This window comes from Pedobacter sp. P26 (assembly GCF_050632135.1).
GTDB lineage: Bacteria > Bacteroidota > Bacteroidia > Sphingobacteriales > Sphingobacteriaceae > Pedobacter.
Window position 1 is genome coordinate 369,080 of record NZ_CP192574.1, and the last position, 13,931, is coordinate 383,010.

General features: G+C 38.2%; 13 protein-coding genes. All 13 read left to right on the top strand.

Annotation, left to right across the window (positions count from 1 at the left end; translation table 11 throughout):
• Positions 1–51 precede the first annotated feature (51 nt).
• The 13 genes from ACQ86H_RS01815 (at position 52) to ACQ86H_RS01875 (ending at position 13,547) form a co-directional block, all read left to right on the top strand.
• Entirely contained in the window at positions 52–1,032 is a 981-nt protein-coding gene (locus ACQ86H_RS01815; protein ID WP_138818933.1) for a DUF6427 family protein, read from the top strand.
• 154 nt (positions 1,033–1,186) lie between these two features.
• Positions 1,187–1,870 (top strand): type III pantothenate kinase, encoded by a 684-nt coding sequence (locus ACQ86H_RS01820; RefSeq protein WP_431293668.1) that lies wholly within the window; start codon positions 1,187–1,189, stop codon positions 1,868–1,870.
• A gap of 51 nt (positions 1,871–1,921) precedes the next feature.
• On the top strand, positions 1,922–3,214 hold the full coding sequence (locus tag ACQ86H_RS01825; protein ID WP_431293669.1) for an OmpP1/FadL family transporter: 1,293 nt from the start codon (positions 1,922–1,924) through the stop codon (positions 3,212–3,214).
• A gap of 136 nt (positions 3,215–3,350) precedes the next feature.
• Positions 3,351–3,785, top strand: coding sequence for a hypothetical protein (locus ACQ86H_RS01830; RefSeq protein ID WP_431293670.1), 435 nt, complete (start codon positions 3,351–3,353; stop codon positions 3,783–3,785).
• 233 nt (positions 3,786–4,018) lie between these two features.
• Positions 4,019–6,103 carry a SurA N-terminal domain-containing protein gene (locus ACQ86H_RS01835; RefSeq protein WP_431293671.1) on the top strand — a complete coding sequence of 695 codons (2,085 nt, stop codon included), beginning with the start codon at positions 4,019–4,021 and terminating at the stop codon, positions 6,101–6,103.
• Between the two features lie 65 nt (positions 6,104–6,168).
• Positions 6,169–6,684, top strand: coding sequence for a DUF2480 family protein (locus ACQ86H_RS01840; RefSeq protein WP_431293672.1), 516 nt, complete (start codon positions 6,169–6,171; stop codon positions 6,682–6,684).
• Between the two features lie 160 nt (positions 6,685–6,844).
• Complete coding sequence (locus ACQ86H_RS01845) at positions 6,845–7,618, top strand: DUF3108 domain-containing protein (RefSeq protein WP_138818927.1); 774 nt, start codon at positions 6,845–6,847, stop codon at positions 7,616–7,618.
• A 2-nt stretch (positions 7,619–7,620) separates the two neighbouring features.
• On the top strand, positions 7,621–8,184 hold the full coding sequence (locus ACQ86H_RS01850) for a DUF3109 family protein (RefSeq protein WP_431295510.1): 564 nt from the start codon (positions 7,621–7,623) through the stop codon (positions 8,182–8,184).
• A 455-nt stretch (positions 8,185–8,639) separates the two neighbouring features.
• Positions 8,640–9,683: a dTDP-glucose 4,6-dehydratase gene (gene rfbB, locus ACQ86H_RS01855; protein ID WP_431295511.1), complete on the top strand. Its 1,044-nt coding sequence runs from the start codon at positions 8,640–8,642 to the stop codon at positions 9,681–9,683.
• Positions 9,683–10,231, top strand: coding sequence for a dTDP-4-dehydrorhamnose 3,5-epimerase (gene rfbC / locus ACQ86H_RS01860; protein WP_138818925.1), 549 nt, complete (start codon positions 9,683–9,685; stop codon positions 10,229–10,231). The genes rfbB and rfbC overlap by 1 nt, the downstream gene beginning before the upstream one ends.
• Positions 10,228–11,085 carry a dTDP-4-dehydrorhamnose reductase gene (gene rfbD / locus ACQ86H_RS01865; protein ID WP_431293673.1) on the top strand — a complete coding sequence of 286 codons (858 nt, stop codon included), beginning with the start codon at positions 10,228–10,230 and terminating at the stop codon, positions 11,083–11,085. Before rfbC ends, rfbD begins: the two co-directional genes overlap by 4 nt.
• A 69-nt stretch (positions 11,086–11,154) precedes the next feature.
• The gene (gene rfbA, locus ACQ86H_RS01870) at positions 11,155–12,015 is read left to right on the top strand and encodes a glucose-1-phosphate thymidylyltransferase RfbA (protein WP_431293674.1); all 861 of its coding nucleotides are present in this window, start codon (positions 11,155–11,157) and stop codon (positions 12,013–12,015) included.
• Positions 12,016–12,272: 257 nt separating this feature from the next.
• Complete coding sequence (locus ACQ86H_RS01875) at positions 12,273–13,547, top strand: nucleotide sugar dehydrogenase (protein ID WP_431293675.1); 1,275 nt, start codon at positions 12,273–12,275, stop codon at positions 13,545–13,547.
• Positions 13,548–13,931 lie beyond the last annotated feature (384 nt).

Here is a 13,931-nt window from a genome sequence, read left to right on the forward strand (position 1 = left end):
CTTCCCCTAGTCTTAAATTATTTTCTTTACTTTGCCTACTCTTTTAAAGGCATGATTAATCAGTTTAGAAAGCTAAATCCAATTAACCTCGTATTCTTGCTGGCATACACGTTCTTTTTGCGTATTGCCATTTTTCAGGAAACGCATGATAAGCTGAACTTTGATTTTTTAGAACCTTTTGCCCGGTTGCTGATCAATATTGATTTAGATAATGTCTTTACGCCATATTCCAATATTTTTATTGCGGCACTTTTGGTTTATGTGCAGGCATTAATTTTCAACCGGATTGTAAATAATCATAATTTATTGGCCAAACCCAGTTTCCTGCCAGGGCTGATGTTTATCACAGGAACAAGCTTATTTATGCCTTTTATGATCCTAAGTCCGGCATTGTTATGCAACTTTCTGCTGATCTGGATTATAGATAAGTTTTTAAAACTGGGTAAGAGTGCGAATTCCATTACCACTGTTTTCGATATCGGGATGATTATTGCAGTTGGGACACTCATTTACTTTCCGTTTATGACCATGTTAATGATGATCTTTTTAGCACTGTTGCTTTTTAGGTCATTTAACTGGCGCGAATGGGTGGCAGGCTTAATTGGTTTTATCACCGTTTTCTTTTTTTTGGCCGTATTTTATTACTGGAATGATAATCTAAGCTCCTTTTATCAGATATGGAAGCCATTGGGTAATAAGTTTCCTTCGGTGTTTAAAATCAATTATAACGATTATTTGGTGCTTATCCCGGTTACAGTAATTATCATACTGGCATCACTACAGCTACGTGAAAATTTCTTCAGGAGTTTTATCAGCACCCGGAAAAGTTTTCAGTTGTTATTTTTCATGTTTATTGTTTCAGCAGCTAGTTTTTACCTGAAACCGGATTTCAGGACCTGGCATTTTTTGCTTTGTGTACCACCGGGATCGGTACTGTTGGCTTACTATTTTAGTAATGCTAAAAAGCGTTGGTTTTATGAAACATTGTTCGTTTTATTTGTGCTTTCAATACAGTATTTTCTGTTTGTTTAACCTTTTTTAACAAATAACCGGAACGAAACTTAACAAAGATTAATAGCTTTGTGGATGATTTTAAAATTAAAGCTTTTTAGTTTTAATTAAGATGGATAAAAAATGGAGTCATTGGAATTTCTAAGAACATATTATTTGCAACGGGAGAATTTAAATGCGTAGGCTAAGCATTGATATTGGAAATTCTGCTGTTAAGGTTGGTGTTTTTGCAAATAAAGAAATTGTTCACCATCAGCGTTTCAATAAAATTGGAATACTTGATCTGGCTCAATTGATTGAGAAGTTTTCGCCGGCGAAATCTATCATCAGTAGTGTTAACCAGGAAATCGGACCGTTAGAAGTATTTTTAAAAAAGCATACTGAATATATCCGTTTTTCAACGCTATTGACGACCGGAGTACAAAATAGATATAAAACGCCGGTTACTTTGGGATTAGATAGGTGGGCGGCTATTTTGGGCGCAAATGGTTTGCATCCGGCAAATGCAAGTTTGGTGGTTGATGCCGGTACCTGTATTACTTATGATGTTTTAACCAGTTCCAAGGAATATTTTGGCGGTAGCATAAGTCCGGGCATTAAAATGCGGTTCAGGGCTGTACATGAATTTACGGGCCGTTTGCCTTTGGTAGAGTGGGATGCAAATGAAGATATTGTGGAAGGTACTGATACACAATCAGCAATCAGGAATGGCGTTTTACAGGGAATAATAAACGAAATTGAAGGCTTTATCGCCCTAAATAATAAAAAAGAAAGTGCTCTGAAGGTAATTATAACAGGGGAGATGCTAATTTTTTGTATAAACAATTACAAAACAGCATCTTTGCGCCTCAAATTATAAAAGATCCTTACTTAGTATTAAAAGGATTAAATGAAGCTATTGCAGATTAAAATGTACAAAAGAATAAATTATATTGCAGCCATACTCGTTCTAGTTTGTGGTTTAAGTGCTCAGGCGCAGGTTACCACTTCATCACCATATTCAAGATATGGACTTGGAAATATAAAAGGATCTTTGTTGCCCCAGTTTAGGGCAATGGGCGGAATTTCTACTGCTGTAAGTAAAGTTACCGGTTTTAATAATATCAATATGCAGAATCCGGCATCTTATGCTGGTATTTCGTTAACCACAATTGATATTGGTATGAGTGCAAGTGTAACCAATTTAACACGCAACAACTTAAGCGAGTCAAGTTTCAATTCTACTTTTAGTCACCTGGCATTTGCAGCTCCGGTTACCAGAAGATCGGCATTGAGTTTTGGTATTTTACCATATTCCGATCTGGGTTATAATTACAGGAACACCGTGAAAGTTGATACCACAACCTTAAATCAGCTTTATGAAGGAGAAGGTGGTTTATCAAAAGCTTATTTGGGCTATGGTTACCGTTTTGGCGACCATTTAAGGATTGGTGGTAACCTGGAATATATTTTCGGAAATCTTCAAACCAGCCGCGCTACTGAATTTAACAGTGCAAGTTCTTACAATGCAAAACTTCAGACCAAAAATAGTGTTGCCGGCTTAAGCTATTCGTACGGTATTCAATACGATTTTACATTGGGTAAGAAAACGATTGTTACCTTGGGTTACTCCGGAAGCACTTCCGGAAAAGTAAACTCAACACTAACTTCTTACGCTACGCTGTATACAAGAGATCAGGATGGGAATGAAAGTACTGCGGCAGATACGTTAAATACGGTGAATAACGGAAAATCCAATCTTACTTTACCCTTAACACACAATTTCGGGATCGCTATCCAACAGAACGATAAGTGGTTAATTGGTGCCGATTTTAGAATGGGTAAATGGTCTGCAACAAGTATCAATAATGTAAACCAGGGTTTGCAAGATAGCTGGGGTGCTTCGTTGGGAGGTCAATGGACACCAGATGCATTTTCTTACAACAGTTACCTGAAACGTATAGATTACCGCATTGGTGTTAATTATGATAAAACTTATATCAAGATCGGTAATCAGGATATCAAACAAATGGGAGCATCATTAGGTTTTGGTTTCCCGCTACCTACTGCTAATGGCGGTACTGCATTTTATAAAATCAATTTTACAACAGAACTTGGACAAAGAGGAACATTAAATAATAACCTGGTTAAAGAGCAATATATTAACTTCCATTTAGGTTTTACCCTGAACGATACCTGGTTCCGTAAGTACCGTGTAGATTAATGAAACTGAAAGCATTTTTATATGGTCTGTTTCTGGTGTTGCCTTTTTTTCTGGCTTCCTGTGGAGACGACGATCTAAAAAAGCAAATTCAGTTTCAATAAATAAAACCATCCTATCCCGCGACCGCACTATAGGTGTGGATATTATCTACAGCGATTCTGCGAGGATCAAAGCAAAAGGTACTGCCCCGATACTTGATAAGGTTACGCCCGCTAACGGCAGTGCTTATCAGGAGATGATCAAAGGGGTAAACATCGATTTTTATAATCCTAATGGAACCATTGATGGAAATCTGGTATGCGATTATGCCATCAGGAGAGATAATGAACTCAAAACTGAATTCAGGAAGAATGTAGTGGTGAAAAGCAGTAAGGGTGATACCTTCTCCTCTCAGGAACTGATCTGGGATGAATCGAAGAAAATTTTCTATTCCAATCAGCGTGTATATGTTAAGGGAGTAGACGGGAGCGTAGGAGAAGGGATAAATTTTAAGGCACCACAGGATTTTAGTACCTACGAAATGGATAGCGGAAACGGTGAATTGAATATGAAAGAAGGCGTAACGCCCTGATGTGATATGCGCTGTGGGAGGTAAGATAGGTGAAGGATTAAACATCTATTGAAATTCCCGTAGCTTTGAAGTCAATTTTAGCAGTAAATCTTCCGCCTTCCATTGCCATTTTACCTCTTCCATCCCCTTAATAATTAAGCGCTTGATAAATAAAATTTTGTGTTTTCTTTTTTAAGGCAAATTTGTATCTTGCGCCCTCTTAAAAAAGAACTAAATAAATTTATAATTACAATATGGGATTAATGACATTTTTGCGCAACCGTGCAGGCTATATTCTGGTCTTTGCAATCGGTTTTGCAATTGTTGCGTTTTTAGTAGGTGATGCAATTAACGTGGGTAAACCTTTTTGGTCGGCAAATCAAAAAGTTGTAGGGTCTATAGATGGTAACGACATCAATATTGATGAGTTCGGACCAAAGGTTGATCAGGGTGTAAACCAGATGAAACAACAATATGGTGGTAGTGCCAATGCACAGATGACCGCTATGGCTGTTGATCAGGCATGGAATGCAGAGTTGGCAAAAGTTTTGTTAACTAAAGAATATGATCGTTTAGGTTTAACCGTATCAGAAGATGAGTTGTTGGATTTATTACAAGGCCAGAATCCCAGTCCGCTGATTAACCAGTATTTTTCCAATCCTCAAACCGGACAGTTAGACCGTGCTACCCTGATGAATTTTTTGAAATCGAAAGAACCTCAGGCTTTGCAACAATCTACCATGTTACAGGAGGAGATTAAAAACCAGGCATTACAAACCAAATATTCTAACTTAATCCGTAACTCGGTTTATGTAACTTCATTAGAAGCTACAGATGAGTATAACAACCGTAACAAACTGGCTAACTTTAAATATATAAGCTTGGATTATGCTTCAATTCCTGATCAATCAGTTAAATTAACTGATGCTGATTATTCTGAATATTATGAGCAGAACAAAGCGCGTTTCAACAATCCGCAGGAAACACGTGCTTTTGAGTATGTTACTTTCAGCATCAGCCCAAATAAAGCAGATTCGTTGACAATCAAAGCTCAGGTAGATAAAATTGCCACTGATTTCCAGGTGGCTAAAAACGATTCACTTTTCGCAGCGATTAATTCAGATGTAAAAGTTCCCTTCACTTATATAACAAAAGGTAAATTAGATCCGGCTGTTGATTCGGCAGTATTTGCTTTACCTGCAGGCAGTTTCTATGGGCCGAAATTAAGCGGTAACTCATACAAAATTGTGAAAGTAGTTGCTAGCCGTATCTCTCCTGATTCGGTAAAAGCAAGCCACATCTTAATCGATCCGGCTAAAGTTGGCGGCGAAGATAAAGCGATCAAACTTGCTGACTCATTAAAAGGATTGATTTTAAAAGGAGGCAATTTTGCTGAACTGGCTAAAAACTACAGTGTAGATGGTTCTAAAGATAAAGGTGGTGAGTTGGGTACTTTCGCACGTGGTGCAATGGTTCCTGAATTTGAAAATGCTGCTTTTGATGGTAAAGCAGGAGATATTAAAGTCGTAAAATCTCAATTCGGTTACCATATTCTTAAAATCGAAAAACAAATCGGTTCTTCTAAAGTAGTTAAACTGGCTTATGTAGAAAAAGCATTGGCAGCGAGTAGCAAAACCCAGGCAGCTGCTTATAAAGCTGCGAGCAGTTTCTTAACGGATGTAAAAGGTAACGATTTCAGTAAATTTGCAGCCCAAAAAGGATTAAAAGTAGCTGTAGCTGATAAGGTAGCGGCAACACAAGGATTTGCTGCAGGGTTAGATAACCCACGTAAACTAATCCAGGATGCTTATGCAGCCGATAAAGGTGATGTTTTACCTGAAATTTATACCATGAGCAACGCTTACGTAGTAGCACGCTTAACCAACATCAGCCCGAAAGGTATTCTATCATTAGCTGATGTGAAGAAAGAAATCGAACCGATGGTAATCAACGCGGTTAAAGCAAAACAATTGAAAGAAAAATTAGCCAATGCAGGTAAGGGAAGTATCGATCAGATTGCTGCTAAAGTTGCCCGCCCGGTTAATCCGGTACAGAACGTAGTATTTGCTAACCCTGTAATTCCAGGTGTTGCCCAGGAAAATACATTGGTGGGTAGCGTATTCGGTTCACAGCCAGGTAAAGTATCTGCTCCTGTTCAGGGCGAGCGTGGTGTATATGTATTTACCGTTGATGGATTTACAAACCCTGCGCCAATTGCAAATATGTTTAAACAAAAAGAAAGCATGTTGTTAAGTTTAGGTCAGCGTTCATTGGGAGCGGCTTTCCAGGCTTTACAGGAAAATGCCAAGATAAAAGACAATCGTGTGAAATTCTATTAATTAGAAAATACGTAATTTTGTAACCGTTCCGATGATTAGTCGGGACGGTTTTTTTATTTAAGGCCATGGAAATTCAGGAAAACATCATAAATAAGGTTGCCAATAGCGGTTTAATTACTTTAAACCTCGAAGATTTTTATCATAAAGGCGAAAGAGTAGTTTACGATATCGTAGATAATTTGTTTCACGGCTTAATGCTGAGGGAAAAAGATTTCCGGGCATTTATAAAGGATCACGATTGGGCACAGTATCAGGATAAGAATGTGGCCATCACCTGTTCTGCAGATGCCATTGTACCTACCTGGGCATATATGTTGCTGGCCAATAAGCTAAAACCCTATGCTAATGAAGTCGTATTTGGAGACTTAAATACATTAGAAGCTATTTTATTTACCAGGGCATTAGCTAAAATCAATCCGCAGGATTATGCGAATGAACGCGTGGTGGTAAAGGGGTGCGGCGAAATTGATGTACCGGTGGCTGCTTATGTAGAGGTTACCAATCTGCTTACCCCGGTAGTTAAAAGCATCATGTTTGGCGAGCCCTGCTCTACTGTTCCTGTATATAAAAGAAAAGATTAAATTTTGGATTGCTTTTTGTATATCTTCATGGAGGAAGAGTTAATTTCTTTTAAAGGAAACCTTTCCTTATCCAGTCCGTCATCCTGAACCGGTATTATCGGATTTAGTTCAGGATCTCTCATGCTGGTTATAGACACACACACAAATGAGTACAAGAGCAATGAAAAAATTATTTATAACGGTTACGGTAGGCTTATGCAGTCTCTTCACAATGGCTCAGGAACTTCCCCTGAAGAAAGAAGCTGTATTTCAGGAAGGCGAAGTTTTGCAATATAAACTAAGGTACGGGTTTATCACAGCGGCAGAAGCTACTATTAAGGTAACTAATTCTGATTTAAAGTTTGATAACAAACCTACCTACAAGCTTACCGTTGATGCGCAGACCTCCGGAACTTTTGATGTTTTTTATAAGATAAGAGATCATTATGATTCATACATAGATAAAACAGATCTTTTACCTTATTTCTACCAGGAGAATATCCGTGAGGCCAGTTACAGACGCCAGGATAAGGCACGTTTTAATCAGGATGGAAAGAAAGTAGTTTCGAACAGGGGAACGTTTACCACGCCAACAAATCAGACTTTCGATCTGGTTTCGGCTTATTACTTTGCCCGGAGCCTCGATATGGGCAGAATCAAAGTTGGAGATAAGTTTAAACTGAACTATTTTTTGGGTGATGAAATTTCGGCGCTTGAGGTAGAGTACGTAGGCAAAGAAACGGTTAAGAGTAAACTGGGTAATATCCGTTGTTTGAAATTTAGCCCGTCAATTAAGCCTGGCCGTATTTTTAAAAAGGATAGCCGTTTATACCTTTGGGTAACCGATGATGGAAACCGGGTACCTGTAAAGGCGCAGGTTGAAATATTGGTGGGTGCAGTTACGATGGAATTAAAATCGGCCAATGGGCTGAAATATGCTTTAGCAAAAGAATAATGATGATAGAAGTTGAACAGGTGCTGGTGCACGAAGATATATTGAAGGAAAACTTTGTTTGTAATTTGAGCAAATGTAAAGGTATCTGCTGTGTGGAAGGTGATTCCGGTGCACCTTTGGATCATGATGAAAAGGCCGTTTTGGAAGAGATTTATCCGAAAATAAAACACCTGCTCAACGAAAAGGGTATTAAAGCGATTGAAGAACAAGGTGTTTATGTCGTTGATGAAGATGGCGATTTAACTACCCCATGTGTAGATAAAAATAAAGAATGTGCTTATGTGCTTTTTGAAGGCGGCATTACCAAATGCGCCATCGAAAAAGCATACGAGCAGGGTATAGTAGACTGGCAAAAACCGATTTCGTGCCACCTGTATCCTATTCGGATAACCAGATATCCGGAATTTGAGGTACTCAATTACGATCGCTGGCATATTTGCCATGATGCCTGTACCTTTGGTCGCGAACTTAAGGTTCCGGTATATAGTTTTTTAAAGGGACCACTGATCCGTAAATATGGGGAAGATTGGTATAAGGAATTAGAAAGTTCGGTGGCGGCGATGTAGGTTTCCCTTGTATATGGAGAGATTGTAAATATTTATTATATGCTAACTATGCTTTATCATACTTAGGCTAAGTATCTATTTTAACATATACTTCATCAGATTTTACTATATCTTCTCTTAACTGTATTGTCCTAATTAAACATGAACTGCACCCTGCTTAATTTAATTAGAAGCCGACAAATAAGGGTATGCTTCAAAAAATAATGATGCTAAATTGGCCATATGAATCATTGCCTCTTAGAAAGTTCAATGTATGAAATGGAGGCATTAATATTCAATATTTGCTATTCGGCCAAGATTTGTACTAAACATGAAAACAAGTTGCTCAGGCCTACATCATTGCTCTTGTTGCGCTTCCGAAAATACTTTATAATTTAAGAATGTAATATTTAAGTTGTTTTTTGCATAAATCTAACCTATTTTAGCCGATTGAATAATATCATAACTGTGAAAAAATCTTAATTACTGGTGGTGCGGGCTTTATTGGCTCTCATGTAGTTCGCCGTTTTGTTAATAACTATCCTCAATACGAAATTGTCAATTTAGACAAACTTACTTACGCAGGTAATCTGGCTAACTTAACCGACATTGAAAATAAGCCGAATTATAGATTTGTAAAGGAAGATATTGCGGATGCTACTGCAATATTCGATTTGTTTAAAGCCGAAAACTTTGATGCCGTAATTCACCTTGCAGCCGAAAGCCATGTAGACCGTTCTATTTCAGATCCAACAGCTTTTGTAATTACTAATGTGATTGGGACTGTAAATTTATTAAATGCTGCCCGTGAATACTGGAAAGGTGATTATGATAAAAAACGTTTTTACCATGTAAGTACGGATGAGGTTTATGGTGCTTTGGGTGAGGAAGGTATGTTTACGGAAACTACCGCCTACGATCCGCATAGCCCATATTCAGCATCAAAAGCGAGCTCAGATCATTTTGTAAGGGCATATCATGATACTTATGGCATAGACTGCGTGATTTCTAATTGTTCTAACAACTATGGGTCTCATCATTTTCCGGAGAAGCTGATTCCATTAGCCATCAACAATATTAAAAATAACAAACCTGTACCTGTTTATGGTAAAGGCGAAAACGTGCGCGACTGGTTATGGGTTGAAGATCATGCCCGCGCAATTGATGTAATTTTCCACAATTCGAAAACCGGGGATACCTACAATATTGGCGGGCATAACGAGTGGAAAAATATTGATCTGATTAATTTGCTTTGTACGATTATGGATCAGAAACTTGGTCGCGAAACCGGAGAATCAGCTAAATTAATTACTTATGTTACCGATCGTGCCGGTCATGATTTGCGTTATGCTATTGATTCGACTAAACTGCAAAATCAATTAGATTGGGTGCCGAGTTTACAGTTTGAAGAGGGATTGGCCAAAACAGTAGACTGGTACCTTCAAAACGAAGACTGGTTAAACAATGTTACTTCTGGTAATTATCAATCTTATTACGAACAACAGTACAGCAGTAAATAATGGAAATTGAACAAACAGGATTAAAAGACTGTCTGATTATCAAACCAAGGGTATTTGAAGATCCGAGAGGATATTTTTTCGAAAGTTTCAATCAAAATACCTTTGAAGATAAAACTGGTTTATCAGGAAGATTTGTTCAGGATAACCAATCCTATTCTTCTTATGGGGTCATCCGTGGTTTACATGCACAAACCGGTGAATTTGCCCAGGCCAAACTCGTAAGGGTAACCAAAGGAGAAGTGCTGGATGTTGCGGTAGATGTACGCCCAGGTTCGCCAACATACGGAAAACACATTGCCGTACGCCTGAGTGCTGAAAATAAATTGCAATTGTATATTCCAAGAGGGTTTGTACATGGTTTTTCTGTTTTAAGTGAAACCGCAGAATTTTTATATAAATGTGATAACTTTTTCAATAAGGCATCAGAAACAGGAGTGATCTATAACGATTCGGATCTGAATATCGATTGGTTAATCCCTGAAGAAGATCAGGCCGTTTCTGATAAAGATTTACTTTTAAAACCATTTGCCGAACTACAGCATATATGAGTAAGATATTAGTAATTGGCGCTGGTGGGCAGTTAGGCCAGTGTTTAAAGGTTGTAGCTGAGCGAAGAGGAATCACGGAAATTGTTTTTCCTGCAGAACAGGATGCCAACATTCTAAATGAAAGTGGTTTGAATGACCTTTTGGCGAAAGAGCAACCAGGCTTTGTAATCAATTGCGCAGCATATACTGCTGTTGATAAAGCAGAAGACGAAGTTGATCTTGCTAAATCCATTAATGAAACTGGTGCCGCCTATCTGGCTTCTGCCTGCCTGGCAAACGGTGCTAAATTAGTTCATGTTTCTACAGATTTCGTTTTCGAGGGTAATGAAGTGAAATTATTAAAGGAAGATGATGAAGCAAAACCTATTAGTGTTTATGGCGTAACCAAACTCGACGGTGAACTGGCGGTACAAGCTAAACTGTCAGCTCATTTTATTATCCGCACCAGCTGGTTGTATTCTGAATACGCCAATAACTTTGTAAAAACCATGCTTAAACTTGGTGCAGAGCGTGATGAACTAAATATTATTGCAGACCAGGTTGGAACACCAACCTATGCTATTGATCTTGCAAATGCAATTTTTGACATTATTCTTTCTTCATCAACTGCTTATGGGGTATATCATTTCAGCAATGAAGGGGTAACCTCATGGTTCGATTTTGCAAAGGCTATTTTTGACATTAGCGAAACCAGGGTTAAAGTAAATCCTATTCCAGGTTCTGCTTACCCAACCAAAGCTTCACGCCCGGCATTTTCGGTGATGGATAAAACCAAAATTAAAGAAACTTTTAATATCGAAATTCCTTATTGGAGAGATAGTTTGGTAGAGTGTATAAAACAAATTAATAAATAGAATTAATACAGGTGTTGAGATAGCGCTTTCATCTCAAATCTAATGTCTCAAATCTGAAATCTAATACTAATGAAAGGTATAATCTTAGCTGGTGGCAGCGGAACCCGTTTGCATCCCTTAACGCTTGCCTGTAGCAAACAAATGATGCCGGTTTATGATAAACCGATGATTTATTATCCTTTATCTACCTTGATGCTAGCCGGGATACAAGAAATTTTAATTATCTCTACCCCGCACGATCTTCCAAATTTCGAGAAGTTATTGGGTGATGGTGCTTCATTAGGTTGCAAATTTAGTTATGCCGTACAGGCCGAACCGAATGGTTTAGCTCAGGCTTTTGTAATCGGCGAAGAATTTATTGGTAAAGATAAAGTGGCTTTAGTTTTAGGGGATAATATTTTTTACGGTGACGGGATGGCGAAATTATTACAGGCCAGTTCTGATCCGGATGGAGGGGTGGTATTTGCCTACCAGGTATCGGATCCTGAACGCTATGGCGTAGTGGAGTTTGATGCAGATAAAAAGGCTATTTCTATTGAAGAAAAACCTATCCAACCCAAATCCGATTATGCGGTGCCTGGATTATATTTTTATGATAATGAGGTAGTCCAAATCGCAAAGAATATTAAGCCCTCCCCACGTGGAGAATATGAAATTACTGATGTGAACAGAGTTTATCTGGAGCGTGGTAAATTAAAAGTTGGCGTATTGAGCCGTGGAACAGCCTGGTTAGATACCGGAACTTTCACTTCATTAATGCAAGCCGGACAATTTGTGCAGATCATAGAAGAACGCCAGGGCTTAAAAATAGGTTGTATTGAAGAAATTGCATATCGCATGGGTTTTATCAATGCCGATCAGCTTAAAGCTATTGCTGCTCCGCTTGTTAAAAGTGGTTACGGAAGTTATCTGTTGAAACAGATTAAATAATATTTATTATAGTTTATATATCCTTAATAATCACCAATCAGGGCCAATGGCATGATTGGTGATTTTTTTAGATTTTTGACATCCTGGGTGTAGTAAAGGATCTAGGCCTATACCCAAAATTTCTACACATAAGAGCATTTAAGCATGTTTTATGTATATTTCTCTGCCCTTTGTGTTTAAAAGATTGCCAGCATTTAATTCAAGTCCGGTTAAAGCATCCTCCATTTATCTTATCTTTGCTCAATCACCGAAAAAAAATGAATACAAAAAAGCAGATTGCCATTATTGGTTTGGGTTACGTTGGACTACCGCTGGCGATAGAATTTGCTAAAAAGTATAAAGTTGTTGGCTTCGACACCAATGAGACTCGCGTAGCTGAGTTAAATCAGCTGAATGACCGGACAAATGAAGCGAATTTGGATGATTTGCAGTCTGTACTTTCTTCCTCTGAAACAGGATTAACGCTCAGTGCGAGCCTCCCTGATCTGGCAGGTTGCACAATCTACATCGTTACTGTGCCTACACCTATTGATCATCTTAAACGGCCAGATCTGGGGCCTCTGCTTGGAGCCAGTAAAATGCTGGGCATTGTGCTCAAAGCAGGTGACATTGTAATTTATGAGTCTACCGTTTACCCTGGATGTACTGAAGAAGATTGTGTGCCTGTTTTAGAGAAGATTTCAGGCTTAAAATATAATGTTGATTTTTTCTGTGGCTATTCGCCGGAGCGTATTAATCCTGGCGATAAAATTAACACCCTGACCAAAATAAAAAAGGTCACCTCGGGTTCTACCCCTGCAATTGCTACTCAGATCGATCAACTTTACGCTTCCATTATTACCGCCGGCACGCATCTGGCACCTAGTATTAAAGTTGCAGAAGCTTCAAAAGCGATAGAAAATGCGCAACGGGACGTCAATATTTCATTTGTCAATGAACTGGCATTAATCTTCGACAAAATGGCGATAGATACTGCTGATGTACTGGCCGCTGCCTCTACAAAATGGAATTTTCTAAATTATAAACCCGGACTGGTTGGGGGCCATTGTATTGGTGTTGATCCTTATTATCTTGCCTACAAATCCGAATCCCTGGGCTATAAGCCAGAGGTAATACTTTCAGGAAGGCGCGTTAACGACAACATGGGGATGTTTGTTGCAAACAAGGTTATTAAAATGATGATTGCCAGGGATAAAAGGATCAGTGGTGCGAAAGTTCTGATCCTGGGCTTTGCTTTTAAAGAAAATTGTCCCGATATCCGCAATACCAGGGCAATCGATATTTATCGGGAACTGCTTTCCTTTGGCCTGGAAGTTGATGTTTTTGATCCCTGGGCTAATCCGCAGGAAGTTGAAAAGGAGTATGGTTTTCAGCTGGTAAAGCAGTTTGGATATCAATATGACGCTTTAATTCTGGCAGTTTCTCACCATCAGTTCTTTGGTGTCGGATATGAGGAATTTAGAAAGGAAGGAGCAGTTATTTTCGATACCAAATCGTTTATTCCGCGCGATTTAGTTGATGGTAGACTATAAAGGTATCTGATGTGACATGATTTCATTGACGGATAGTACAACGCTTGTATCTTTTTGAATCGGGTTTTTTATAGAAATCAATTAAATTCTAGCTTGAAATTCAGTATATGGTGATTTTTTATACCGTTAATTTACTCTTTTTTTGTTTATGCGTCAGTTTTATTTATTATCTTCGGGTAAGATATTTAAAATCAAGAGGATTTCTGAATTTTTGATTTATTTTGATGCCTGATTTTTCTGTGTGTCGTTGATTTGATGTTAATATTTTATTTATTTTTTAAATTTTGAACGCTTTTTAGGTTAAATTATATATTGTGTCTCTTTACAATATGCTTAATAATGAATATCTGATGGCTTTCTTATTTTTATTGTCCCGTGTTTGAG

Coding starts and splice junctions, on each gene's coding strand:
- ACQ86H_RS01840 (WP_431293672.1), top strand. CDS start 6,169: ATGGAAATTCAGGAAAACATCATAAATAAGGTTGCCAATAGCGGTTTA.
- ACQ86H_RS01850 (WP_431295510.1), top strand. CDS start 7,621: ATGATAGAAGTTGAACAGGTGCTGGTGCACGAAGATATATTGAAGGAA.
- ACQ86H_RS01845 (WP_138818927.1), top strand. CDS start 6,845: ATGAAAAAATTATTTATAACGGTTACGGTAGGCTTATGCAGTCTCTTC.
- rfbD (WP_431293673.1), top strand. CDS start 10,228: ATGAGTAAGATATTAGTAATTGGCGCTGGTGGGCAGTTAGGCCAGTGT.
- ACQ86H_RS01825 (WP_431293669.1), top strand. CDS start 1,922: ATGTACAAAAGAATAAATTATATTGCAGCCATACTCGTTCTAGTTTGT.
- ACQ86H_RS01815 (WP_138818933.1), top strand. CDS start 52: ATGATTAATCAGTTTAGAAAGCTAAATCCAATTAACCTCGTATTCTTG.
- ACQ86H_RS01875 (WP_431293675.1), top strand. CDS start 12,273: ATGAATACAAAAAAGCAGATTGCCATTATTGGTTTGGGTTACGTTGGA.
- rfbC (WP_138818925.1), top strand. CDS start 9,683: ATGGAAATTGAACAAACAGGATTAAAAGACTGTCTGATTATCAAACCA.
- ACQ86H_RS01835 (WP_431293671.1), top strand. CDS start 4,019: ATGGGATTAATGACATTTTTGCGCAACCGTGCAGGCTATATTCTGGTC.
- rfbA (WP_431293674.1), top strand. CDS start 11,155: ATGAAAGGTATAATCTTAGCTGGTGGCAGCGGAACCCGTTTGCATCCC.
- ACQ86H_RS01820 (WP_431293668.1), top strand. CDS start 1,187: ATGCGTAGGCTAAGCATTGATATTGGAAATTCTGCTGTTAAGGTTGGT.